This is a genomic window from Faecalimicrobium sp. JNUCC 81 (assembly GCF_053667625.1).
On sequence record NZ_CM132203.1, the window covers coordinates 426852 to 451506 of the forward strand.

At 31.6% G+C, this 24655-nt stretch carries 21 protein-coding genes; 20 read left to right on the plus strand and 1 reads right to left on the minus strand.

Annotation, left to right across the window (positions count from 1 at the left end; genetic code table 11):
* Positions 1 to 8: 8 nt before the first annotated feature.
* On the plus strand, positions 9 to 1151 hold the full coding sequence (locus JNUCC81_RS02190; RefSeq protein ID WP_454095120.1) for a tetratricopeptide repeat protein: 1143 nt from the start codon (positions 9 to 11) through the stop codon (positions 1149 to 1151).
* A gap of 610 nt (positions 1152 to 1761) precedes the next feature.
* On the opposite strand, the gene JNUCC81_RS02195 is transcribed toward JNUCC81_RS02190, so the two are convergent.
* Complete coding sequence (locus JNUCC81_RS02195; RefSeq protein ID WP_454095121.1) at positions 1762 to 2199, minus strand: COG2426 family protein; 438 nt, start codon at positions 2197 to 2199, stop codon at positions 1762 to 1764.
* Between the two features lie 165 nt (positions 2200 to 2364).
* On the opposite strand from JNUCC81_RS02195, the gene JNUCC81_RS02200 reads away from it, so the two are divergent.
* From JNUCC81_RS02200 to acsV, 19 genes are all read left to right on the plus strand, one after another.
* The gene (locus JNUCC81_RS02200) at positions 2365 to 3315 is read left to right on the plus strand and encodes a glycosyltransferase family 2 protein (RefSeq protein WP_454095122.1); all 951 of its coding nucleotides are present in this window, start codon (positions 2365 to 2367) and stop codon (positions 3313 to 3315) included.
* A 2-nt stretch (positions 3316 to 3317) separates the two neighbouring features.
* Positions 3318 to 3728 (plus strand): GtrA family protein, encoded by a 411-nt coding sequence (locus tag JNUCC81_RS02205; RefSeq protein ID WP_454095123.1) that lies wholly within the window; start codon positions 3318 to 3320, stop codon positions 3726 to 3728.
* A 45-nt stretch (positions 3729 to 3773) separates the two neighbouring features.
* Entirely contained in the window at positions 3774 to 5276 is a 1503-nt protein-coding gene (locus JNUCC81_RS02210) for a DUF6056 family protein (protein WP_454095124.1), read from the plus strand.
* A 134-nt stretch (positions 5277 to 5410) separates the two neighbouring features.
* Positions 5411 to 6328: a bifunctional enoyl-CoA hydratase/phosphate acetyltransferase gene (locus JNUCC81_RS02215; protein ID WP_454095125.1), complete on the plus strand. Its 918-nt coding sequence runs from the start codon at positions 5411 to 5413 to the stop codon at positions 6326 to 6328.
* A 172-nt stretch (positions 6329 to 6500) separates the two neighbouring features.
* Positions 6501 to 8417 carry an anaerobic carbon-monoxide dehydrogenase catalytic subunit gene (gene cooS, locus JNUCC81_RS02220; protein WP_454095126.1) on the plus strand — a complete coding sequence of 639 codons (1917 nt, stop codon included), beginning with the start codon at positions 6501 to 6503 and terminating at the stop codon, positions 8415 to 8417.
* A 248-nt stretch (positions 8418 to 8665) separates the two neighbouring features.
* Complete coding sequence (locus JNUCC81_RS02225; protein ID WP_081712285.1) at positions 8666 to 9451, plus strand: ATP-binding protein; 786 nt, start codon at positions 8666 to 8668, stop codon at positions 9449 to 9451.
* 103 nt (positions 9452 to 9554) lie between these two features.
* Positions 9555 to 11234, plus strand: a complete 1680-nt coding sequence (locus tag JNUCC81_RS02230; protein ID WP_454095127.1) for a formate--tetrahydrofolate ligase — start codon at positions 9555 to 9557, stop codon at positions 11232 to 11234.
* 98 nt (positions 11235 to 11332) lie between these two features.
* The gene (locus JNUCC81_RS02235; RefSeq protein WP_454095128.1) at positions 11333 to 11965 is read left to right on the plus strand and encodes a cyclodeaminase/cyclohydrolase family protein; all 633 of its coding nucleotides are present in this window, start codon (positions 11333 to 11335) and stop codon (positions 11963 to 11965) included.
* Between the two features lie 37 nt (positions 11966 to 12002).
* Positions 12003 to 12875: a bifunctional 5,10-methylenetetrahydrofolate dehydrogenase/5,10-methenyltetrahydrofolate cyclohydrolase gene (locus tag JNUCC81_RS02240; RefSeq protein WP_454095129.1), complete on the plus strand. Its 873-nt coding sequence runs from the start codon at positions 12003 to 12005 to the stop codon at positions 12873 to 12875.
* Positions 12876 to 12903: 28 nt separating this feature from the next.
* Positions 12904 to 13575: a methylenetetrahydrofolate reductase C-terminal domain-containing protein gene (locus tag JNUCC81_RS02245; RefSeq protein ID WP_454095130.1), complete on the plus strand. Its 672-nt coding sequence runs from the start codon at positions 12904 to 12906 to the stop codon at positions 13573 to 13575.
* A 34-nt stretch (positions 13576 to 13609) separates the two neighbouring features.
* A complete protein-coding gene (locus tag JNUCC81_RS02250) occupies positions 13610 to 14491 on the plus strand; it encodes a methylenetetrahydrofolate reductase (protein ID WP_454095131.1) in 882 nt (293 codons plus the stop codon).
* 108 nt (positions 14492 to 14599) lie between these two features.
* A complete protein-coding gene (lpdA, locus tag JNUCC81_RS02255) occupies positions 14600 to 15991 on the plus strand; it encodes a dihydrolipoyl dehydrogenase (protein ID WP_454095132.1) in 1392 nt (463 codons plus the stop codon).
* Positions 15992 to 16051: 60 nt separating this feature from the next.
* Positions 16052 to 16822, plus strand: a complete 771-nt coding sequence (locus JNUCC81_RS02260) for an ATP-binding protein (RefSeq protein WP_208332025.1) — start codon at positions 16052 to 16054, stop codon at positions 16820 to 16822.
* Between the two features lie 19 nt (positions 16823 to 16841).
* Complete coding sequence (acsD, locus tag JNUCC81_RS02265) at positions 16842 to 17786, plus strand: acetyl-CoA decarbonylase/synthase complex subunit delta (RefSeq protein WP_454095133.1); 945 nt, start codon at positions 16842 to 16844, stop codon at positions 17784 to 17786.
* Between the two features lie 28 nt (positions 17787 to 17814).
* Positions 17815 to 19191 (plus strand): acetyl-CoA decarbonylase/synthase complex subunit gamma, encoded by a 1377-nt coding sequence (gene acsC, locus JNUCC81_RS02270; protein ID WP_454095134.1) that lies wholly within the window; start codon positions 17815 to 17817, stop codon positions 19189 to 19191.
* 27 nt (positions 19192 to 19218) lie between these two features.
* On the plus strand, positions 19219 to 20031 hold the full coding sequence (acsE, locus tag JNUCC81_RS02275; RefSeq protein WP_208332022.1) for a carbon monoxide dehydrogenase/acetyl-CoA synthase methytransferase subunit: 813 nt from the start codon (positions 19219 to 19221) through the stop codon (positions 20029 to 20031).
* Positions 20032 to 20070: 39 nt separating this feature from the next.
* Entirely contained in the window at positions 20071 to 22197 is a 2127-nt protein-coding gene (acsB, locus tag JNUCC81_RS02280; RefSeq protein WP_454095135.1) for an acetyl-CoA decarbonylase/synthase complex subunit alpha/beta, read from the plus strand.
* Between the two features lie 23 nt (positions 22198 to 22220).
* Complete coding sequence (gene gcvH, locus JNUCC81_RS02285) at positions 22221 to 22595, plus strand: glycine cleavage system protein GcvH (protein ID WP_208332020.1); 375 nt, start codon at positions 22221 to 22223, stop codon at positions 22593 to 22595.
* A 128-nt stretch (positions 22596 to 22723) separates the two neighbouring features.
* The gene (gene acsV, locus JNUCC81_RS02290; protein ID WP_454095136.1) at positions 22724 to 24652 is read left to right on the plus strand and encodes a corrinoid activation/regeneration protein AcsV; all 1929 of its coding nucleotides are present in this window, start codon (positions 22724 to 22726) and stop codon (positions 24650 to 24652) included.
* The last annotated feature ends 3 nt before the right edge of the window (positions 24653 to 24655 follow it).

Below are 24655 nucleotides of genomic sequence, written 5' to 3' on the forward strand. Positions count from 1 at the left end.
AGAATAGCATGAACTTTAAAATAGAAAAATACTTATTAAAAAAAGCAGAAGAATTAGCATTTATAACTATTAAACATGATGGAGAGTTCCAAGTAGAAGGGTATGAGATACCAAAGGGTGGTTTAGATGTACCTATAAAAAATGAAGTATTAGTAAAGGGTATAAAAGAAAAAACTGCACAAGATAATATAAATGCAATGTCTATAGCTGACGCAATGATATTTATAATGGGTATAGACAGCAAGTTTAAACATAACGAAGAATATGTAAAGTTCCTAAATGCTTTCAAGGAAAAAATAAACTTAGATTTAAGAGCTTATATGGGATATATGTCTAGAAAATATTTTGATATTGGAGAATACACAGATTCTTTAATATATTTAAAATCTCTTATAACTATGTACCCTGATGATATAGAGGGATTATATCACTATGCTATAGTTTGTCAAGAAGTAGCTCAAAAATATCAAAAGGATATGGAAAATGATGCGATGAATATGTTTTTACTTGAAGCACTATCTAAGTTAGAACGTGTAATTCAATTAGATGAAGGATTCTCACTTGGATATTACCATCTAGGATATCATTATTATAATCAAGGTCAATACGTAAAAGCTAAGGTAATATGGGAAGAATCTTTAAAACTAGGGTTAGACCCAGAATTAGTTAGTGAAGTACAAGAAAATATAGGTAAAATGGATTTTAAGGTTCAGTATGAAGAAGGATATAGTTTAGTATTCCAAGGAAAAAATGAAGAAGGCTTAGAAAAATTATTACCTCTTGAAGAAGACCATTCAGATTGGTGGAATTTACTATTTATGATAGGATTAGCTTATAAAAATATGAATGAGATAGAACAAGCTAAAAAATATTTTGAAAAGATACTACTAATAAAACCACATCAAGTAGATGCTATGGTTGAATTAGGTCTTTGCGAAGCTGAAACTTTCAATATAGAAAAAGCAATAGAGCATTTTGAAACGGCAGCTAAAATAAAAGAAGATCCAGAAATATTATGTAACTTAGGTATGGCATATTTAAATAACAATGAACTAGATGATGCTATATATTATATAGAAAGAGCATATGAATTAGACCCACAAGATGAAATAACAGTGGCTTGTTTAAGAGAATTAGATAAATATAGATAATAAAGAAGACTTACTTATATAGTATAATACCCTTATAGTAGACACATTAAAAAGGCAGTATATAATAATGCTAAATGTGACTAAGATAAGGGTTTTTTCTATGTCTAAAAAATATAATAAATATATTAACGAAGTAAAATTAAAAGCTTTATATGTATATAGACGAAAGGATGAGTTCAATTAGTGTTACACAATCTTTAAATATAAAGAACAAAACTCAGGTTCAACTTTACCGAAGAAGAATTAAATTATTTAACCTATCGGACAAGCAAAAATAAGTGATAGGTTTTTGATTATCAAGTCTTTGCAATTTATCACGAAGCGTCTATTATAAATGGCCTAAAAGACCTTTATAAATTATCTATAGGGATTAAGAAAATAATATTATAAAACAACATATTTTAGAGTTACATAAAAAATATAGGGGTTTCTACGGTAGGAAAAGAATTTGTATATACTTGAATAAAGTTTTACCATTTTATATAATTATGAACGTGTACAAATAAAAAAAGGCATGAGTCCAGTTGAATGCCGAACACATGCCGCTTAAAGTACCTTTTTATGAGTGTCTACTTGACAGGGGCATAACTAAATTGGAGGTCCCTTTTATTTATATTAAATGAAGTGATATTGCTGATACTATTATTCCGGACATCATATTTCCTATTAATACTCCAAATAATGCATTCTTAAGTCTCAGTTTTAAAATAGATGCTATTGCTGAGGCTGTCCATGTACCTGTAGTTGGTAGTGGAACTCCAACAAATAATATTATTCCTACTATTGATATATTCTTAAGTTTTCTCATTCCTGAGTCTATTTTTCTATCAACCTTTTTTACTAAACCTTCAAACATACTTATTTCTCTTAAGAAATGTATTATATGCCTAAAAGTTAATATTAATGGAATCGATACTAGCGTCGATCCTATTACACTTGCTATATATACACCTATTGGATTTAGATTTAATGCTATTCCTATAGGTATGGCACCCCTTAGCTCTGTTATCGGTATCATTGATAAAATCATTATCTTTATATATTCCAATTTTGCCTCCTATGATATGTACTTTTTTAACCTACTAAGTATACCATAATATTTTTGTATTTTCGATATCAAGCGACTTTTTCCTTTTATATTTCAGTTTTAATTTAGTAGTAAATATGATATACTTAGTCTGATTTTCTTAAATAAATTAAAGGGGGGGATAGTGTGGGGAAACTATCAGTAATTATACCTTCGTATAATGAAGAGAATATGATTTATAATATTTCGGATAGAGTATCGGACCTTTTAGAGGCTGAGAATATCCCATATGAAATAATCTTTATAAATGATGGTTCTAAAGATAAAACTTGGGAAAATATTACTCAAGTTTGTGAGAAAAATAATAATATAAAGGGATTTAATTTTTCGAGAAACTTTGGTAAAGAGGCTGCTATTTTTGCTGGCCTTACGTATTCAACAGGCGATTGCTCTGCTGTTATAGATTGTGATCTTCAACATCCACCTGAGGTATTAGTACAGATGTACAAGAAGTGGCAAGATGGATATGAAGTTGTAGAAGGTATAAAAGCTTCAAGAGGAAAAGAGTCATTCCTACACAAATTTGCTGCAAAATCATTTTATTCGCTTATTAGCTCATCAATAAAAATTGATATGTCTAGAGCTTCTGATTTTAAGTTATTAGATAGAAAAGCAGTTGATATACTTAGATCTATGCCAGAAAAGCATATATTCTTTAGAGCTTTATCTTCATGGGTTGGTTTTAAGACTACTTCAATTGAATTTCACGTTCAAGAAAGAGAAGCTGGAGATTCAAAATGGTCTACTGCATCTCTTATAAAGTATGCTATTACAAATATAACATCGTTCTCAACTGCACCTATGCAAATAGTTACCTTAACAGGAGTTATATTTGCAATATTTTCGGTTGTCTTAGGACTACAGTCTCTTTATATGAATTTCACAGGAAGATCATCAGAAGGATTTACAACAGTTATATTATTATTACTTATAATCGGAAGTATTATAATGTTAAGTTTAGGTATTATAGGATATTACATTTCAAAAATTTATGAAGAAACTCAAAGTCGTCCAAGATTTATCGTTTCTGAATTCGAAAATTACGAAGAATCTACTTATAAAAAGGAACTGTTATAATTATGAATAGTTTATTAAGTCTTTATAATAAATATAAGGAAGTTATATTATATTTATTTTTTGGTGTGCTTACAACTATAGTTAGTTTTGTAAGTTATTATTTTTGTAGTGAGGTTTTACAGATTCATTATCTTATAAGCAATATCATATCATGGGTATTGGCTGTAGCATTTGCATATGCAACTAATCGTATTTGGGTCTTCAAAAGTAAAAGTAATAACCTAACTTCAATGTTGAAAGAGATGTTTACTTTTGTAAACTGCAGACTACTTTCAGGTGTTATAGATATGGTTGTTATGTTTTTACTTGTAGACGTTCTAATTATTAATGATTTATATGCAAAACTTTTCACTCAAGTTATTGTCGTTATATTAAATTATGTTTTTAGTAAATTAATTATATTTAAAAAGTAATATTATCTAAGTTCATAATTTTGTACTTATTTTAGGGGGTTTAAGATGAAAAACAATATATTAAAGAATCCTAGATTCTATATTTCTATATTATTACTTTTATTTTTCTTCTTTTTTGCTGCTCAAGTTCCATATAGTCATGATGATTGGCAATGGGGTAGCCATTCAAATTGGATATTAATGCTTAATGGATTTGAAAATTATAATGGAAGATATCTAGGTAATTTATTTGAAATACTTATTACAAGAAATGTCTTAGCAAAGAATATTATCTTAGCAGTGGGAATATTATTTGTTATTTGGTCGGTTTATAAATTAGTTATTAAAGAGGCTAAGTCTAAAGATAAAACGGTTTTATTTTTATTAGCATCTGTTTTATGCTTAGCAATACCAAGGGAGCTTTTTAGACAAACTTATTCTTGGATAGCTGCTTTTATTAACTTTATACCACCTGTTATATTGATGATATTATATATTATTATTGTAAATAACATATTTGAGGATAAGCCTTTAAATGCTATTAAATCAAAGCATCCTCTATGGTTAATTTTACTTATGATTCCTTTGGGAATATCTACTCAGTTATTTAGTGAGCATACTACTGTATATACTATATTTTTAGCAGGTTTTATAGTATTTTATACTTTTGTTAAATACCGTGAGTTTTCTTACCTTCAGATTACTTATTTATTAGCTACTATAATAGGTGCATTTATAATGTTTTCTAATGGAGCATATTTTAATGCTGCTAATAATACTGATGGGTATAAGAAATTATCTTTCTCAATTGCAAGTATTGTTGATTTATACACTAATCAAATGTCTGATACATTATTTTTAAATAACTGGTTATTAAACACTATGTTAACTGTACTATGTATTACAATAATTTTAAGACATTTAAGCAATAATCATACTAAAAATAAAGTATTTGTTGGTAATGTCCAAATATTTATATTATCTACTTATATGATTTATGGAGTTCTAAATAAGGCATACCCTGCATGGAACATATTCACTGATCCTCAAAAAACATCTTATTTCAATGCAACCTATTCTTTAGTATTTTTTGCATGTATTTTAAGTGTAATACTTTTATATATTGAAAGTAATGGATTAAAAATGAAAATGTTTATGATATATGGGTCTTCTCTAGCATTAGCTATGCCTTTAATAATTGCAAATCCTATAGGTCCTCGTTGTTTTTTTGCATCTTATATATTTATGGTTATAACTGCTCTTCAATTATTAATTAATATTATTAATAATTCTAATTTTGAACTTAGTAATTTTAGTGTTGTTGTATCTAGTATTTTGGTTATAATTTGCATATTTTATGGAAGCATATTTGTGGATGTAGGTATTGGTGAGAAATGGCGAGTACAAATTATAAGTGATGCGATTGCTAATGGTGATAAATCCATAACTCTTTATAGGTTACCATATGAAGATTATTATTGGACAACTGTACCACCAAATGAACATTGGGAGTCATTTTTCAAAGAGTTCTATAATATCCCTATGGACGTAGAGCTGCATTTTAAATAACATATAAAAAGAGTATCTCTTACGGTATTTGAATACTGGGATAAGAGATGCTCTTTTTATATATAAGTAATATGAAAATCTTAGTATATTTATGCTATGATTTAAATAAGTATTAAAATAAAGGGGGGCTTAATATGATAAAAAAACTAGACGATATATTAGAGAATCTTAAGGGCAGTGAAAAGGTTGTACTTTCTGTTGCAGCAGCACATGACGAGGAAGTTTTAATTGCAGTAAAAGATGCCGTTGAAAAAGGTATAATAAAACCTATATTAGTTGGAGATGAGGAAAAAATAAATTATATATCTAGTAAAATAGATTTTAATTTAGATGATGTAAAAATAATAAACTCCAATGACATAGAAGAAAGTTCTGAAATTGCAGTACAGTTAGTATCTAATAAAGAAGCAGACTTCATAATGAAAGGATTATTAGACACTTCAGTACTTTTAAAGTCAGTTTTAAATAAAGACTATGGTCTTAGAACCGATAGTTTATTAAGCCATGTGATGATATATGAGTTAAATAATTATCACAAATTACTATTATTAACTGATGGAGGAATGAATATATCTCCAGATTATAACCAAAAGGAAAAAATACTTAAAAATTCTGTACAAGCAGCTAGGTCTCTAGGTATGGAAATTATTAAAGTAGCATGTCTAGCAGCCAAAGAAAAAGTGAATCCTAAAATGCAAGCAACTGTAGATGCAGACTTATTGGTAAAAGCATCTAATGAAGGAGTATTTGGAAAAAATGTAATTGTTGAGGGTCCTTTAGCATTTGACATTGCAGTTTCTAAAGAAGCAAGTGAAGTAAAAGGGTTAAATAGTAACGTATCAGGAGATGCAGATATACTACTAGTTCCAACTATTGAAGTAGGAAATGGAATAGGTAAGTCGTTTACATATATGGCAAATGCGAAATCAGCAGGAATAGTTATGGGAGCTAAAGCTCCAATAGTATTAGTATCAAGAGCAGATAACCATGAATCAAAGTTGTATTCTATTGCATATGGAGCTTTAATAGCTAAAAGTATGAAGGAATATTAACATCTAATATATAATTTTATAGTAACATTATTTTGTTAAAAATATATTTAAAAAAACACCAAATTAATAAAATTTAGTATATAATCAAAGTAGAGATTGTATAATTTTTACTTTTAAATAGACATAATTTTTTATCACCTGGGATTAAAAATCAAAAAAAGGGGATAGAGATATGGATAAAAAAATGTTAACCATTGACCTAAACAGCCAGGTATTACTAGATAAGGCTGAAAAAGACGGCGTAGAGACTATGTATGACAGAAAATTAGCTATGAAAGCTCAATGTGGATTTGGTCTTCAAGGAAACTGCTGTAGAATATGTGGTATGGGTCCATGTAGAATAACACCAAAAACACCAAGAGGTTTATGTGGTGCTGATGAACATGTTATAGTAGGTAGAAACTATGCAAGAATGGTAGCTGGTGGAACTGCTTCGCATTCAGATCATGCCAGAGATATAGCTCATACGATGGCTTTAACAAGCAGAGATGGTAACTATAAAATCAAAGACGAAGAAAAATTAATAATATTAGCAAAAGAATGGGACGTAGAAACTGAAGGTAAAGATATATATGATATAGCTCATGAAGTTGCTGATATTGCGTTAATGGAATTCGGTAAACCTTATGGAGTAGCAAGATTTTTAAAAAACGCTCCAGGACCAAGACAAAAGATATGGAAAGATCTTGGAATAGAACCAAGAGCAATAGATAGAGAGATAGCAACAATAATGCATTCAACTCATATAGGATGTACTGGAGATATAGATAGTTTAATCCACATGTCATTAAGAACTGCATTAGCAGATGGATGGGTTGGATCTATGATAGGTACTAGATTTAGTGATATCTTATTTGGAACGCCAACAATAAGAGAAACTGAAGCTAACTTAGGAGTTTTAGAAGAAAATAAAGTAAATATAATTTTACATGGTCATGAACCTTCATTATCAGAAATGATAGTTTTAGCATCAGAAGATCCAGAGTTAGTAGCATTAGCTAAAGAAATGGGTGCAGATGGAATAAACTTAGCAGGTATGTGTTGCACAGGTAATGAAGTTACAATGAGACATGGAGTTAAAACAGCTGGAGACTTCCACCAACAGGAACTTGCAATAGTTACAGGTGCAGTTGAGGCTATGATAGTTGACGTTCAATGTATATTCCCAGCATTAGCAAAAGTAGCTAATTGCTATCACACAAAATTCATAACAACATCTCCAAAAGCTAAGATAGCAGACTCAACATATATGGAATTCTCAGAAGAAACTGCATACGAAGATGGATACAGAATAGTTAAAGAAGCTGTATTAAACTTTAAAAATAGAGATAAATCAAAAGTACTTATACCGGAATTAAAATCAAAAGCAACAGTTGGATTTAGTACAGATGCAATACTAGGTCAATTAGATAGAGTTGTAAACTCTCACATAGATCCAGCAGGAACACTTAAGCCTTTAGCTGATTGCTTAAAATCAGGAGTATTAAGAGGAGCAGTAGGTGTAGTTGGATGTAATAATGCTAAAGGAGTTTCAAACTTAGCACATGTAACAGTAATGAAAGAACTTATCAAAAATGACATACTTGTAGTTACTACAGGATGCGGTGCATCAGCAGCAGCTAAATTTGGATTAATGACTAAGGAAGCTAGAAAACTTGCAGGTAAAGGTCTTGCAACTGTTTGTGAATTAGTAGATATACCGCCAGTACTACACTTAGGTTCTTGTGTTGACTGTAGCCGTATATTAGAAGTAGTAGGTGAAACTGCTAAATTCTTAGACATGGATATGTCTGACCTTCCGGTAGCAGGTGTAGCACCAGAATGGATGTCTGAAAAAGCAGTAGCTATAGGAACTTATGTTGTAGCATCTGGTATAGACACATACTTAGGTATAATGCCTCCAGTTACAGGTTCATCAAGAGCTGTAGAAATACTATGTGGAGAATTACAAGATATGGTAGGAGCTAAATTCACAGTTAATGATAATCCGCAAGAATTAGCAGCTACAATAATAGCAGATATAGAAAAGAAACGTGTTCATTTTGAAAACTTAGTAGAAGAAAAAATGAGCGTACCAGCAGAAGCTTAAAACAAAATTAATATATATATAGGAAAACTAAGCATACAACTTTGAAAAGTTAGTATTAGATTTAATTAGTTCAATAGAAGAACTCGCTATAGTTTTATTTTGATGTAAAAATAAAGCTATAGTTAAGAATAAAGCAAACGATTTCAATACAAATATTTAAAAAAGTTTCTAAAATAACAAATAAAATCATTAAAAAATAAAATAAATAACTGTATTTTAAGTTATGCATAACAAAAGGTGGTATAATAATGAAAATAGCAATAACAGGTAAAGGTGGAGTAGGTAAAACAACTTTTTCTTCAATGTTGTCTAGAATGTTTTCCCAAGACGGATATAGGGTTGTTGCTGTGGATGCTGATCCAGATGCCAATCTAGCATTGGCATTAGGATTCCCTAAAGACACATATGACTCAATAGTTCCTATATCTGAAATGAAAAATTTAATTTCAGATAGAACATCTGCAGATACGGGATCATTTAATAAAATGTTCAAACTAAATCCTAAGGTAGATGATATACCTGAAAATTACTGCAAGGAATATAACGGAGTAAGACTACTTACTTTAGGAACAGTAGATTCAGGTGGATCTGGATGTGTTTGTCCAGAGCATGTATTACTAAAAAGATTATGTTCTCATTTAATACTACAAAATAAAGATGTAGTTATTATGGATATGGAAGCAGGGATAGAACACTTAGGAAGAGGTACTGCTCAAGGTGTAGACGCTTTTGTAGTAGTTGTAGAACCAGGAGAAAGAAGTCTACAAACCTATAGGAAAGTCAAGAAATTAGGAAAAGACATAGGTGTTAAAAGGGTATTTGTTGTGGGTAATAAGATAAGAAACAAAGAAGATGAAGAATTTATAATGAGTAATTTAGAAGATGGAGAATCATTAGGATTTATCTATTACAATCAAGACGTTATAAATTCAGATAGATCTAACCAATCTCCATATGACGTAAGTGAAGAGACAAGAAAGCAGGTTAAAGTAATAAAAGATAAGTTAATGGAACTGCAAACTTGCAATGCATAATATTAGCTATTGCAAGATTAGATATCTATGTTCTTTGTTAGCAAAATAATTTAGATATACATAATTTTGCAAAAAATATTTTATTTTTGGAGGAGATTTAGTTATGGGATTCAAATCTGATATAGAAATAGCTCAAGAGGCAAAACCTCAAGATATAAGAGAGATAGCAAAAAAATTAGGTTTAGGCGAAGATGATATAGAGCTATATGGTAAGTATAAAGCTAAAGTAGATTATAACCTATTAAAAAGAGATAATAGTGATAAAAAATCTAAGCTAATATTAACTACAGCTATAAACCCAACTCCAGCAGGAGAAGGTAAAACAACTACTACAATAGGAGTTGCAGATGGATTAGCGAAACTAGGTAAAAATGTATTAGTTGCTTTAAGGGAGCCATCATTAGGACCGGTATTCGGTGTTAAAGGTGGAGCAGCTGGTGGAGGATATGCTCAGGTTGTTCCTATGGAAGATATAAACTTACACTTTACAGGTGACTTCCATGCAATAGGTGCGGCAAATAACTTACTAGCAGCAATGTTAGATAACCATATTCACCAAGGTAATGAACTTCAAATAGATACAAGACAAGTAACTTGGAGAAGATGTGTAGACATGAACGACAGACAATTAAGAAATGTTGTTGATGGATTAGGTAAAAGAGCAGATGGTGTTGTGAGAGAAGATGGATTTGATATAACAGTTGCATCTGAAGTAATGGCAGCATTTTGCTTAGCTAGTGATATCTCAGATTTAAAAAATAGATTAGGAAGAATAATAGTTGCATATAACTTTAACGGAGAGCCTGTAACAGCAGCTCAGTTAAAAGCTAATGGAGCTATGGCAGCTTTACTTAAAGATGCATTAAAGCCAAACTTAGTTCAAACATTAGAGGGAACTCCATCATTTGTTCATGGTGGACCATTTGCAAATATAGCTCATGGATGTAACTCTGTAATAGCTACAAGAATGGCAATGCATTTTGCTGACTATGTAGTAACTGAAGGAGGATTTGGAGCTGACTTAGGAGCTGAAAAATTCTTAGATATTAAATGTAGAATGGCTGATTTAAAACCAGATGCAGTTATAATAGTTGCTACTGTAAGAGCATTAAAATATAACGGTGGAGTAGCTAAAAATGATTTAAATGAAGAAAACCTAGAAGCCTTAGAAGCAGGACTTCCAAACTTACTAAAGCATGTTGAAAATATAACTAAAGTATTTGGATTACCAGCAGTTGTTGCTATAAATAGATTCCCACTTGATACAGAAGCTGAGCTTAAACTTGTTGAAGATAAGTGTAAGGCATTAGGAGTTAACGTTGCACTTTCTGAAGTTTGGGCAAAAGGTGGAGAAGGTGGAATAGCAGTAGCTAAAGAAGTTATAAGACTAATAGATGAAGAAGAAAATAACTTTAGATTCTGTTATGAAGATGATTTAACTATAAGAGAAAAAATAGAAGCTATAGCTACTAAGATATATGGAGCTGATGGTGTAGATTTTACGCCTCAAGCAGCAAAAGAAATTGATAAATTAGAGCAATTAGGATTTGGAAATATGCCAATCTGTATGGCTAAAACTCAATATTCTTTAACTGACGACCAAACTAAATTAGGAAGACCAACAGGATTTAGAATAACTGTAAGACAGGCAACAGTTTCAGCAGGTGCTGGATTTATAGTTGCTCTTACTGGAGAAATAATGAAGATGCCAGGGCTTCCAAAAGTTCCAGCAGCTGAAAAAATAGATGTTGATGAAAATGGAGTAATAGCAGGATTATTCTAGAAAGTAAAGAATGTAAAAACAGAATATAAACAGATAGTGTGTAGTATTTGCACACTATCTGATACATAATTAACCTTATATAAACTAGGGGGAAAATAATGAAAATAGCAGAGAAAACATGTATAGAATTTGTAGATGTTCTAGCTTCTAAATCAGCAGTACCAGGTGGAGGTGGAGCAGCGGCACTAGTAGGTGCTATAGGAATGGCTCTAGGAAGCATGGTATGTAACTTAACTATAGGAAAGAAAAAGTATGCTGAATATGAAGAAAGCGTAAAAGATATATTAAATAAAGCGGGAAAAATAGAAAAAGATTTACTAGAAATGATAGATAAAGATGCAGAGTGCTTCTTGCCTCTTTCAAAAGCTTATGGACTTCCTAAAAGCACAGAGGAAGAACTAAGAATAAAAGAAGAGACTATGGAAAAAGCTTTAAAAGTAGCTTGTGAAGTACCTATAAATATAGTTAGAGTATGTTTTGAGGCTATAAAGCTTCATGAAGATTTAGTTGATAAAGGATCGAAGCTTGCTATAAGTGATGTAGGAGTAGGAGTCCAATGTTTAAGAGCTGCTATACTTAGCGGTCAATTAAATGTAGTTATCAATATAAATTCTATAAAAGATGAAGAATATGTTAATAAAGTAAAAAATGAAGTAGATGAACTAGTTAAAGAAGGCGTTAGAATATGCGATGAAGTATATGCTAAGGTTGAAATAGCACTAGGAAAATAAATACAAAATAAAAATATATACAGGGGGGCAATTGAATATGGAAGTAGTTGCAACTAACGGTCAAATAATAAAAGGTAAGCCAGTGGCTGATAAAATAAGTGAAAATTTAATAAAAGAAGTTAATGAATTAGTAAATGAGGGTATAAATCCTAAGTTAACTATAGTTAGAGTTGGAGCTAGAGGAGACGACTTAGCTTATGAAAGAGGAGCATTAAAAAGATGCGAAACTATAGGAATACAAACTGAAGTTTTAGAGCTTAAAGAGGATATAACGGAGGAAGAATACATAAATGAATTAACTAAATTAAATAATGATAAAAATGTTCACGGAATATTATGTTTTAGACCTCTTCCTAAACAATTAAACGAAGAAAAAATAAAATATGTTATATCTCCAGAAAAAGATGTAGATAGCTTTAGTCCAATAAATACTGCTAAGGTTATGGAAGGAGACACTACAGGATTCCCTCCATGTACACCAACAGCAGTAGTTGAAATATTAAAGCATTATGATGTTAATTTAAATGGAGCTAAGGTTGCAGTTTTAGGAAGAAGTATGGTAGTAGGAAAGCCAGCTGCAATGCTTTTATTAAATGAAAATGCTACAGTTACTATATGTCACTCTAAAACAAAAGATTTAGCAAAGATAACATCTGAAGCTGATGTATTAGTAGCAGCTGTAGGTAGAGCTAAAATGGTAAAAGCTGACTTTGTAAAACAAGGCGCAGTAGTTATAGATGTTGGTATAAATGTTGATGAAGAAGGTAAGCTATGTGGTGATGTTGATACTAATGCAGTAGTTGAAAAAGCGTCTATGATAACTCCAGTTCCTGCTGGTGTAGGTTCTGTAACTACATCAATACTTGCAAAACATATAGTTAAAGCATGTAAGTTACAAAATAATAAATAATAGATAGATGCTATAGGGGGGAATAGAGATGATAATTTCTGAAAAGAAACCAATGGAAGAAGTATTAGGATTTTTGAAAAATGCTGAGAAAGTAGTTTTAGTTGGATGTAATCAATGTGCGGCTACATGTAAAAGTGGTGGAGAAGAAGAAGTTGTTAAGATGAAAGAAGATTTAGAATCTGAAGGTAAAAAAGTTTTAGGGTATACAATATTAGATCCAGCATGTAACCTATTAAAATCTAAAAAAGATCTAAAAGCTCTAAAAGAAGAATTAAAAGAAGCTGATGCTGTTTTATCTTTAGCATGTGGAGACGGAACACAAACTATAGTTAAAAATTTAAAGAAGACACCTGTATATCCAGGAAACAACACTATGTTTATCGGGGAAACAAAGAGAGTTGGAGAATTTGAAGAAGCTTGTAAAGCTTGCGGGGAATGTGAACTTGGATGGACAGGAGGAATATGTCCAGTAACTATGTGTGCTAAAGGATTAATAAATGGTGCATGTGGTGGAGCTAAAAATGGTAAGTGTGAAGTAAGTCCAGAAAATGAATGTGCTTGGATAAAGATATATGAAAGATTAAATGATATAGACCAATTAGAAAATTTATTAGAAATAAGACCGATGAAAGATTATTCTAAACAAAATAATCCAAGAACTTTAAGTTTAAAGAAAAAAGAAGAAGCAACTAATGCTTAAGAGCTTTTAAAAGGTTAAAAAGGGGGATTTTTTTATGAGCTTACTAAAACAAACATTAGAAAGTGGAAAATTTGCAGTTACTACAGAAATGGCACCTCCAAAGGGAACGGACCTTTCTCATTTATTAGAGTGTGCCAAACCATTAGTAGGAAGGGTACATGCGGCAAATGTAACAGATTTCCAATCTGCGGTAATGAGAACAACTTCTCTTGCTACATGTAAATTATTAAAAGATGTTGGATTAGAGCCAGTTTTACAAATGACTGGTAGAGATAGAAATAGAATAGCAATACAAGGTGAAATGTTATCAGCAGGTGTATTTGGAATAAGTAATATGTTAGCTTTAACAGGAGATCATACAGTTGTAGGAGACCATCCACAAGCTAAAGGTGTATTTGATTTAGATTGCATAGGGATACTTCAAACAGCTGAAACACTAAAGTCAGGAAAAGATTTAGTTGGTAATGAATTAAAAGGATCACCTGATTTTTATTTAGGAGCATCAGTAACTCCAGAATATGCTCCAATAGAAATACAATTAATGAAAATGCAAAAGAAAATAAATGCTGGAGCTAAGTTCTTCCAAACTCAAGCGGTTTATGATATAGAAACAATGAGATCATTTAGAAAAGCAACAAAAGATATGGATTGTAAAGTATTAGCTGGTATAGTTCCTTTAAAATCTCCAGGAATGGCTAAATTTATGACTGCAAATGTACCTGGTATATTTGTTCCAGATGATCAAATAGAAAGATTAAGAGCAGCTGGAAAAGAAAACTGGGTATCTGAAGGTATAAAGATGGCAGGAGAATTTATAAGACAATTAATAGATGAGGATTTATGTGATGGTGTACATATAATGGCGATAGGAGCAGAAGAAAATGTTCCATCAATATTAGATGTTGCACAGTTATAAAAAATTTGCTTTGTTTAAGCCGCTGCGTGGACGTTAATCTTCATGCCGTTCAAGTAGTTAGTCTACACGTTGTTCCGATAATTTATTAATGTATATGGGGGAAACTAAATGAAAATAGCAGTTATAGGTGGAGGTCCAGGAGGATATGTTGCAGCTTTAAAAGCAGCAATGCTTGGAGCAGATGTAACAGTTATAGAAAAAAGAAGGGTAGGAGGTACTTGCTTAAACGTAGGATGTATTCCAACTAAAGCACTACTTGCGTCTTCTTCAATGTTGATGAATATAAAAGAAGCAAAAGATTTTGGAATAAGTATAGATGGAGAAGTTAAAGCTGACTTTTCATCTATAATGAATAGAAAAGATAAAATAGTTAATCAACTAATAACAGGAATAGAGTTCTTATTTGAAAAAAGAGGAATAAGTTTAGTTAATGGATTTGGAAAACTATTAGACAAAAATAATATAGAAGTTACTAAGGAAAATGGAACTAAAGAGATTATAAATGCTGATAAAATAATTTTAGCTAATGGTTCAGTTCCAATAGTACCACCGATGTTTCCATATGATGGAAAAATTGTAATTACTAGTGATGAGGTTCTAGGATTAAAAGAACTTCCTGAGTCAGTTTTAATAGTTGGTGGAGGAGTTATAGGCTGTGAAATTGGTCAATTTTTAAGAACTTTAGGAACTGAAGTAACGATAGTTGAAATGAATGAACAATTATTACCTTTCGAAGATAAAGATGTAGCAAAACAGTTGCAGAGACAATTTAAAAAGGATAAAATTAAAGTATTAACAGGTATTGGTGTTCAAACTTGTGAAGTTGTTGATAATGCAGTAGTTGCAACACTTTCAAATGGAAAACAAATTAAAGCGCAATACGGGTTAGTTGCCGTTGGTAGAAAGCCAAACCTTTCAAATTCTGGGGTAGAAGAACTAGGAATAGATTTGGAAAGAGGCAAAATAGTAGTTAATGAAAATCTTGAAACAAATATAGAAGGAATATATGCAATTGGAGACTTAATAAATACTCCATTCTTAGCACATGTTGCTTCAAAAGAAGGGATAGTAGCAGTAGAAAATGCTTTAGGTACATCTAAAACAGTTAACTACACTGCTATACCAAGATGTGTATATACTGAACCAGAAGTGGCAGCAGTAGGTAAAACAGAAAAAGAACTTCAAGCTCAAGCACAAGAGTATCATATAGGACAATTCGATTTTAGAGCACTAGGTAAGGCTCAAGCCATAGGACATTTCCAAGGATTTATCAAAATATTAGCAGACAAAAACGACAAAATAATAGGGGCTTCAATAGTTGGACCTCATGCGACAGATTTATTAACAGAATTATCACTTGCTGTTCACTTAGGATTAACAGTAGAACAAGTAGGAGATGTAATACATGCACACCCAACATTATCTGAGGGTATAATGGAGGCTCTTCATGATGTTCATGGAGAATGTGTTCATGCAGCTCCTAAACTAGCAAAAGCATAGAAAAAAGCAGAGTGAACTTTTAAAGCTCTGTTTTGACTAAACAAAGGGGGAAATCTTAATATGGGATATAATATAGCTGTTGCAGGAAAAGGTGGAACTGGTAAGACAAGTCTTACAGGGCTTTTAATTAATAATCTTACAAAGAATAATAAAGGATCAGTATTAGTTGTAGATGCAGATGCTAATGCTAACATAAATGAAGTATTAGGTATAGAGGTAGAATCAACTATCGGTGAAATAAGAGAAGAAGTTAGCCAAAGAGAAAAGCAAGGTAATGCATTTCCTGGAGGTATGACTAAAGCTCAGTATTTACAATATAGATTAAATACTTGTTTAGCTGAAGGGGATGGATATGACTTAATGGTAATGGGAAGATCTGAAGGTGAAGGATGTTACTGTTATGTAAATGGAATACTAAGAGAACAAACTGATAAACTATCAGATGCATACGAATACTTAGTTATAGATAATGAAGCTGGAATGGAGCACTTAAGTAGAAAAACAACTAAACATATAGATAAATTACTATTAGTTAGTGATTGCTCAAGACGTAGTATTCAGGCAGTAGCTAGAATTAGGGATCTAGCTAGAGAACTTAAATTAAGCGTAGGAGAAATACTATTAATAGTTAACAAAGTACCAAATGGAGTACTAAATGAAGGTGTATGCGAAGAAATTGAAAAGCATAAATTAAATCTTATAGGCGTTGTGCCTTTAGATAATTTAATATATGAATATGATTCTACAGGAATACCGTTAGTTAAATTACCTGAAGATTCAGAAGCTAAAACAGCAGTAAGAGATATAATGTCTAAGTTAGAATTAAAATAGGTTTAAGGGGGAAAAACATATGGCATTCAAGATGTCTGTTCAAAAGTATTCTGGTAAGATATCAGAAGTAGAAATAGGGACAGGAGAAAAAGCAATAAAAATAGGTGGAGAAAGTACTCTTCCATTTTATAGTTTTGATGGAGATACTGGAAATATTCAAAAAGTAGGAATTGAAATATCTGATACTTATCCAGAATCATGGATATCTTCAATTAAAGATATGTATAAAGATGTTTGTGATTGTCCTGTTAAGTGGGCTAAGTATGTAGAAGAAAATACAGATGCAGATTTCATATGTTTAAAATTAGAAAGTGCAGATCCAAATGGATTAGATAAATCTGTAGAAGAATGTGCTGAAACTGCTAAAAAAGTAGTTGAATCAGTTAGTATACCTGTAGTTATAGCAGGATGTGGAAACCACGATAAAGATGGAAAATTATTTGAAAAAGTAGCTCAAGCGGTAGATGGACATAACTGTCTATTCTTATCAGCTACTGAAGAAAACTATAAAGCAGTAGGGGCAGCAGCAGCTATGGCATATAGTCATAAGGTTTCAGCTGAATCTTCTGTTGATATAAACCTAGCTAAACAATTAAACGTATTATTAACTCAATTAGGCGTTAAGTCTGAAAGTATAGTTATGAACGTTGGATGTTCTGCTGTTGGTTATGGATATGAATATGTTGCATCTACTATGGATAGAATTAGACTTGCTGCATTTGGTCAAAATGATAAAACATTACAAATGCCAATAATAACTCCAGTATCATCTGAAGTATGGCATGTTAAGGAATCTATAGCAAGCGAGGAAGATGAACCAGCTTGGGGATGTGTAGAAGAAAGAGGTATAAACATGGAAATTTCAACTGCTGTAAGTTCATTAGCTGGAGGAGCAAATGCAGTTATACTTCGTCATCCAAAATCAATAGAAACTGTAAAAGAATTAGTTAATGCGTTAGCTTAATAAATTGTAGGGTTAGGGGGATAAAATAATGGCACTAAAAGCTTTAGATATATTTAAATTAACACCAAAGAAAAACTGTAAGGATTGTGGATTTCCAACTTGTATGGCCTTCAGTATGAAGGTTGCTTCAGGAGCGATAGAAGTTAGCAAGTGTCCACATATGTCAGATGATGCTATAGCACAATTATCAGAGGCAACAGCACCTTTAATGAAAGGTTTAAAAATAGGAACAGGAGCTGCTGAATACGAAGTAGGAGCGGAAACTGTATTATTTAGACATGAAAAAACTTTAGTAAACAGAAACAGATACGCAGTAGCTTTCTGTGAGTGTATGACTGATGAAGAAATAGATGCAAAACTAAACAATATAAGAAATGTTAACTATATAAGAATAGGCGAAGAAATGAAAGTTGAAATGGCCCTTTTAGAATACTTCGAAAATAAAGATGGATTCTTAAAGTTAATAAATAAAGTTAAAGATAGTGGATTAGAGTTAGCATACATAATAGATTGTGAAGACCCAGATGTAGCTAAAGAAGCTGTTGAAATATTAAAGGATAAAAAGCCAGTATTATATGGTGCAAATAAAGATAACTACAAAGAAATGATAGAAGTAGTTAAAGGAAATAAATTTCCTCTAGGTGTTAAAGCATCTAGCCTAGAAGAATTATACTCTACAGTTGAATTAGTTCAAAAGGCAGGATATAAAGAATTAATATTAGATGTAACTGGAGATAGTATAAAAGATACATTTGCTAATGCTGTTCAAGTTAGAAGAATAGCACTTAAAGAACAAGATAGAACATTTGGATACCCTTCAATAGTATTTGCAAATAAATTATCAGATAAAAATCCAAATATGGAAGTTGCATTATCATCAATGTTTACTATAAAATACGGATCAATAATAGTATTAGATGATATAAATTATTCAAAAGCATTACCATTATTTGCTCTAAGACAAAATATATTTACTGACCCACAAAGACCAATGAGAGTTGAAACTAAGGTATATCCAATAAATAATCCAGATGAAAATTCACCAGTATTAGTTACTGTTGACTTCGCATTAACTTACTTTATAATAGCTGGAGAAATAGAAAGATCTAAAGTACCGACTTGGCTAGTTATACCAGATGCTGGTGGATACTCAGTTCTTACAGCGTGGGCTGCAGGTAAATTTGGAGGAAATTCTATAGCTAAATTTATAAATGAGTGCGGTGTAGCTGATAAAACTAAGAATAGAGATTTAATAATACCAGGTAAGGTAGCTGTCCTTAAAGGAGATATAGAAGATAGTTTACCAGGATGGAATGTAATTATAGGTACAGAAGAATCTATGGAATTACCGAAATTCTTAAGAGAATACAAAGAAAAACATGATCAAACTTTAGCGAATGCCTAAAAGTTAAAACTAAGGGGGATAAATTAAATGGAAAAATTTATGATTATAGGTGAAAGAATACACTGTATATCGCCAGTAATAAGAAAAGCTTTAGCGGAAAAAGACCCAGCTCCAATATTAAAAAGAGCAAAAGAACAATTAGAAGCAGGGGCTCATTATATAGATTTTAACATAGGTCCAGCAGAAAGAGATGGAGAGGAGTTAATGACTTGGGGGGTTCAATTACTTCAAAACGAATTTAACAATGTTCCAATAGCTTTAGATACTGCTAACCAAAAAGCTATAGAAGCAGGACTTAAAGTATATAATAGAGAACATGCAAAGCCAATAATTAACTCTGCAGATGCAGGATCTAGAATAGGATTAATAGATTTAGCAGCTGAATATGAAGCTAAGGTTATAGGCTTATGTGCTAAAGAAGGTATACCAAGAGATAATGATGAACGTATGGGATACTGCCAAGAAATATTAGAAAAAGGCTTAATGTTAGGGATGGAGCCAACAGATATATTATTTGACCCATTATGCTTAGTTATAAAAGGAATGCAAGAAAAGCAAGTAGAGGTATTAGAAGCTATAAGAATGATGACTGAGATGGGATTATTAACTACAGGTGGACTGTCTAACGTATCTAATGGATGCCCTAAACATATAAGACCAATACTTGATAGTGCTTTCTTAGCTATGGCAATGGCAAATGGATTTAGCTCAGCTATAATAAATCCATGTGATGAAGAGTTAATGAGAACTATAAAGTCTTGTGACATAATAAATGGAGCTTCTTTATATGCAGATTCTTTCTTAGAGTTAAGTGAAGGTGGATTTGCATTTAACGGATAAATAAAAATATATATAAGAAGCTAAAAAGGGGGAAGTAGAGTGAATTTATATAATATAATTTTTACAGGTTCAGAGCAAGCTTTAAGTGTTGCTAAAGGTATGTTATCAGAGGCAATAGAGAAAAATGGAAGAGAACATAAAGTTGCATTTCCTGATACTGCATACTCGCTACCATGTATTTATGCAGCAACAGGCCAAAAGATGAACTCACTTGCTGATTTAGAAGCAGCATTAGGTATAGTTGAGAGCTTAATAAATAGAACTCATTTATTAGAACATGCATTAAATTCTGGTTTAGCTACAGCTTTAGCTGCTGAAGTAATTGAAGCTATAAAATATTCAACTATGGATGCACCGTATAGTGAGCCGTGTGCAGGTCATATAACTGACCCAATAATAAGATCTCTAGGAGTTCCATTAGTAACAGGAGATATACCAGGTGTTGCAGTTGTACTTGGAGAATGCCCAGATGCTGAAACTGCTGCTAAAGTTATAAAAGATTACCAATCTAAAGGTTTATTAACTTTCTTAGTTGGAAATGTCATAGACCAAGCTATAGAAGCTGGAGTTAAGATGGGGCTTGAATTAAGGGTTATACCTTTAGGATATGATGTAACTTCTGTTATACATGTAGTCTCTGTTGCAATAAGAGCAGCATTAATATTTGGAGGTTTAACTCCAGGAGATTTAAACGGTCTATTAGAGTACACTGCTAAGAGAGTTCCAGCGTTTGTTAATGCATTTGGACCACTTAGTGAATTAGTTGTATCTGCTGGAGCAGGAGCAATAGCTCTAGGATTCCCAGTTATAACAGATCAAACTGTACTTGAAGTTCCAATGAACCTTTTAACTCAAAAAGATTATGATAAAATAGTAGCTACTTCATTAGAAGCTAGAGGTATAAAGATAAAAATTACTGAAATACCAATACCTGTATCATTTGCAGCAGCATTTGAGGGTGAAAGAATAAGAAAGAATGACATGTTTGCTGAGTTTGGTGGAAATAAAACTGAAGCTTGGGAACTTGTTATAAAAAGAGAATTAAGTGAAGTTGAAGACCATAAGATTGAGGTTATAGGTCCTAATATAGATGAAATAGAAACAGATGGAGTTGTTAGATTACCACTTGCTATTATAGTTAATATAGCTGGTAAAGCAATGCAAGATGACTTTGAACCAGTTTTAGAGAGACGTCTGCATTACTTCTTAAACTATATAGAAGGTATAATGCATGTTGGTCAAAGAGATATGTCTTGGATAAGAATATCTAAAGATGCATTTGAAAAAGGATTTAGACTAGAACATATTGGAGAAGTTTTATATGCTAAAATGTTAGATGAGTTTGAATCTGTTGTTGATAAGTGTGAAATAACTATAATAACTGACGCTGAAAAGGTTTCAGAATTAAAATCTCAGGCACAAGTAAGATACAATTCTAGAGATGAGAGATTAGCTTCATTAGTTGACGAAAGTGTTGAAGAATTCTATTCTTGTAATCTTTGTCAATCATTTGCACCAGCTCACGTTTGTGTTGTTACTCCTGAAAGACTTGGACTTTGTGGGGCAGTTAGTTGGTTAGATGCTAAGGCTACTAAAGAATTAGATCCAACAGGACCATGTCAACCAATAGTAAAGGGTGAATGTTTAGATGATAGATTAGGTAAATGGCAATCAGTAGATAATACAGTAGGAGAAATATCTCAAGGTGCTGTTGAAAGTGTTACATTATACTCTATACTTGAAGACCCAATGACTTCTTGCGGATGCTTCGAGTGTATATGCGGTATAATGCCAGAAGCTAATGGATTTGTTATAGTAAACAGAGAATTCTCGGATATAACTCCAGTTGGTATGACATTTGGAGAACTTGCTTCTATGACAGGAGGAGGGGTTCAAACTCCAGGATTCATGGGACATGGAAGACACTTCATATCTTCTAAAAAGTTTGCTTTTGCTGAAGGCGGGCCAGAGAGAATAGTTTGGATGCCAAAAGAATTAAAAGAATATGTAGCTGATAGATTAAATGCTACAGTAAAAGAAATAACAGGTATAGAAAACTTTACAGATATGATTTGTGATGAAACAATATCTAGTGATTCTGAGGGTGTATTAGCATTCTTAGAGGAAAAAGGTCATCCAGCATTATCTATGGAATGTGTAATGTAAATTATCATATTAGGAGGAATAGTATGAAAGTTATACCAAGTTTGAAGTACACTAGTAAGCATGAGTGGGTAAGAGTTGAAGGTGAATATGCTTATATAGGAATAACAGATTTTGCACAAGATCAATTAGGAGAAGTATTATTTGTTGAGATGCCAGAAGTTGAAGATGAATTAACTAAAGATGAAGATTACGGAGTAGTAGAATCTTCTAAAGTTGCATCTGACTTAGTCGCTCCTTTATCTGGAGAAGTTGTTGAAATAAATGAAAAATTAGAAGATGAACCTGAATATATAAATGAAGATCCATATGATGCATGGATTGTAAAAATAAAAATAGCAGATACTGATGAGCTTGATAGTTTATTAGATGCTGAAATGTATGAAAGTGAAATAGAATAGCATTAGAAAGAGTATAGATAGATTTGAGTGCACGCAAATCTATCTATACTCTTTTTTTAACAATAAACAACTTGGGAACTTAACATGTGCTAAAATTATATTAGATAAAGGCATTAAGGGGGAGAGCTATGATAAAGGTAATTTTTAAGTCACATAACAAAGAGGTATATTGTAATAAAGGGGATAATCTATTAGAAGTTTTACGAAATGCGGATATATTTATAGATGCTCCTTGTGGTGGAAATGTATCTTGTGGAAAGTGTAAAGTAAAGTTATTAAAAGGGAATGTTGATAGCGAAAAGACAATACATATAAAAGATGAGGAATGGGAACAAGGGTACATATTAGCTTGTAACACTAAAGTAATTGATAATATAGAAATAGAAGTTCCTTCTAAACTATCATCATCTATGCATGGCATGAAGATAGAAGGTAGCGATAAAAAGAAAGATAAAGAAATATTTGATAGAGCTAAAAATATAATAGAGACTCATAATTTAGATTTTAAAACTAATATAGAAAAAACATATATAGAAATGGAAGAACCAAATCTAGATGATAACATAAGTGATGTAGATAGACTAGAAAGACATGTTAGAAATCACTTAGGGTTTAGTGAAATAGATTTTAAGTTAGACTTACTTAGAAAAATGCCTATAGTATTTAGAGAAAGTGATTTTAAGGTAACAATAACTTATGTTAAAAAGAAAAATAAAATAACTATAATAAATATAGAAAAAGGGAATAATCAAAACCAATTATACGGAGCAGCTATTGATATAGGAACAACATCTGTAGTAGTTTGTCTAGTTGATTTATATACTAAAGAAGTAATAGATAAAGCATCATCAGGAAATGCTCAAATAAAATATGGAGCAGATGTTATAAACAGAATAATATATTCGACAAAGAAAAATGGATTAGAAGAATTAAATAAAGCTATAATAGATGAAACTATAAATCCATTATTAGAATCTATATATATAAAAAATAATATAAGTAAGGATAATGTAGTTTCTCTTGTCGTGGCAGGAAATACAACGATGTCTAGTTTATTTTTAGGAGTATATACAGACTACTTAAGACAAGAGCCATATATTCCTCCGTTTTTAAAATCACCAAGGCTTATGGGAGAAGATGTTTGCCTAAATATAAATCATAGTGCTTATGTTTATCTTGCTCCATCTGTAGCTAGTTATGTTGGAGGAGATATTACAGCAGGGGTATTATCAGCAGGTGTATGGGCAAGTGAAGACAATGTATTATTTATAGATTTAGGAACTAACGGAGAGATAGTATTTGGAAATAAAGATTATATGATGAGTTGTGCTTGCTCTGCTGGACCTGCATTTGAAGGTGGAGGTATAAGTTGTGGAATGAGAGCGTCAAATGGTGCTATAGATAAAGTTAGTATAGATAAAGAAAGCTTAAATCCAAATTTATCAATAATAGGTGAATGTGAACCAATAGGAATATGTGGTTCAGGTATAATTGATTTAATTTGCCAGATGCTACTTAAAGGTGTTATTGATAGAAGAGGTAAAATACATAGAGATATAAATAATGATAGAATTAGATTTAATGAACATGAAATAGGAGAATATGTATTAGCTTTTAAAGAAGAATACAATTTAGAAAATGATATAACGGTAACTGAGGTTGATATAGATAACTTTATTAGAGCCAAAGGTGCTATATATTCAGGAGCGGCTACTCTTATAGAAAGTTTAGGCATGGACTTTAGTGTAATAGACAAAGTTTATATAGCTGGTGGAATAGGAAATAACTTAAATATAGAAAACTCAATTCTTATAGGATTACTTCCAGATATAGAAAGAGAGAAATTTGAGTATATAGGAAATAGTTCCTTAGTAGGTTCATATCTAGCACTAATAAGCAAAGATGCAAAGAAAAAGCTAATTGAAATAGGAGATGAAATGACTTATGTTGAATTAAGTGTTTATCCGACATATATGGATGAATTTATTTCAGCATGCTTTTTACCACATACAAATATAGAACAATTCCCAAGTGTTAAAAGATTATTGGAGGATTAGACT

Excerpts from the sequence above, each read along its gene's own strand:
- JNUCC81_RS02190 (WP_454095120.1), top strand. The coding sequence starts at position 9 with ATGAACTTTAAAATAGAAAAATACTTATTAAAAAAAGCAGAAGAATTA.
- JNUCC81_RS02205 (WP_454095123.1), top strand. The coding sequence starts at position 3,318 with ATGAATAGTTTATTAAGTCTTTATAATAAATATAAGGAAGTTATATTA.
- JNUCC81_RS02210 (WP_454095124.1), top strand. The coding sequence starts at position 3,774 with ATGAAAAACAATATATTAAAGAATCCTAGATTCTATATTTCTATATTA.
- JNUCC81_RS02215 (WP_454095125.1), top strand. The coding sequence starts at position 5,411 with ATGATAAAAAAACTAGACGATATATTAGAGAATCTTAAGGGCAGTGAA.
- cooS (WP_454095126.1), top strand. The coding sequence starts at position 6,501 with ATGGATAAAAAAATGTTAACCATTGACCTAAACAGCCAGGTATTACTA.
- JNUCC81_RS02225 (WP_081712285.1), top strand. The coding sequence starts at position 8,666 with ATGAAAATAGCAATAACAGGTAAAGGTGGAGTAGGTAAAACAACTTTT.
- JNUCC81_RS02230 (WP_454095127.1), top strand. The coding sequence starts at position 9,555 with ATGGGATTCAAATCTGATATAGAAATAGCTCAAGAGGCAAAACCTCAA.
- JNUCC81_RS02235 (WP_454095128.1), top strand. The coding sequence starts at position 11,333 with ATGAAAATAGCAGAGAAAACATGTATAGAATTTGTAGATGTTCTAGCT.
- JNUCC81_RS02240 (WP_454095129.1), top strand. The coding sequence starts at position 12,003 with ATGGAAGTAGTTGCAACTAACGGTCAAATAATAAAAGGTAAGCCAGTG.
- JNUCC81_RS02245 (WP_454095130.1), top strand. The coding sequence starts at position 12,904 with ATGATAATTTCTGAAAAGAAACCAATGGAAGAAGTATTAGGATTTTTG.
- JNUCC81_RS02250 (WP_454095131.1), top strand. The coding sequence starts at position 13,610 with ATGAGCTTACTAAAACAAACATTAGAAAGTGGAAAATTTGCAGTTACT.
- lpdA (WP_454095132.1), top strand. The coding sequence starts at position 14,600 with ATGAAAATAGCAGTTATAGGTGGAGGTCCAGGAGGATATGTTGCAGCT.
- JNUCC81_RS02260 (WP_208332025.1), top strand. The coding sequence starts at position 16,052 with ATGGGATATAATATAGCTGTTGCAGGAAAAGGTGGAACTGGTAAGACA.
- acsD (WP_454095133.1), top strand. The coding sequence starts at position 16,842 with ATGGCATTCAAGATGTCTGTTCAAAAGTATTCTGGTAAGATATCAGAA.
- acsC (WP_454095134.1), top strand. The coding sequence starts at position 17,815 with ATGGCACTAAAAGCTTTAGATATATTTAAATTAACACCAAAGAAAAAC.
- acsE (WP_208332022.1), top strand. The coding sequence starts at position 19,219 with ATGGAAAAATTTATGATTATAGGTGAAAGAATACACTGTATATCGCCA.
- gcvH (WP_208332020.1), top strand. The coding sequence starts at position 22,221 with ATGAAAGTTATACCAAGTTTGAAGTACACTAGTAAGCATGAGTGGGTA.
- acsV (WP_454095136.1), top strand. The coding sequence starts at position 22,724 with ATGATAAAGGTAATTTTTAAGTCACATAACAAAGAGGTATATTGTAAT.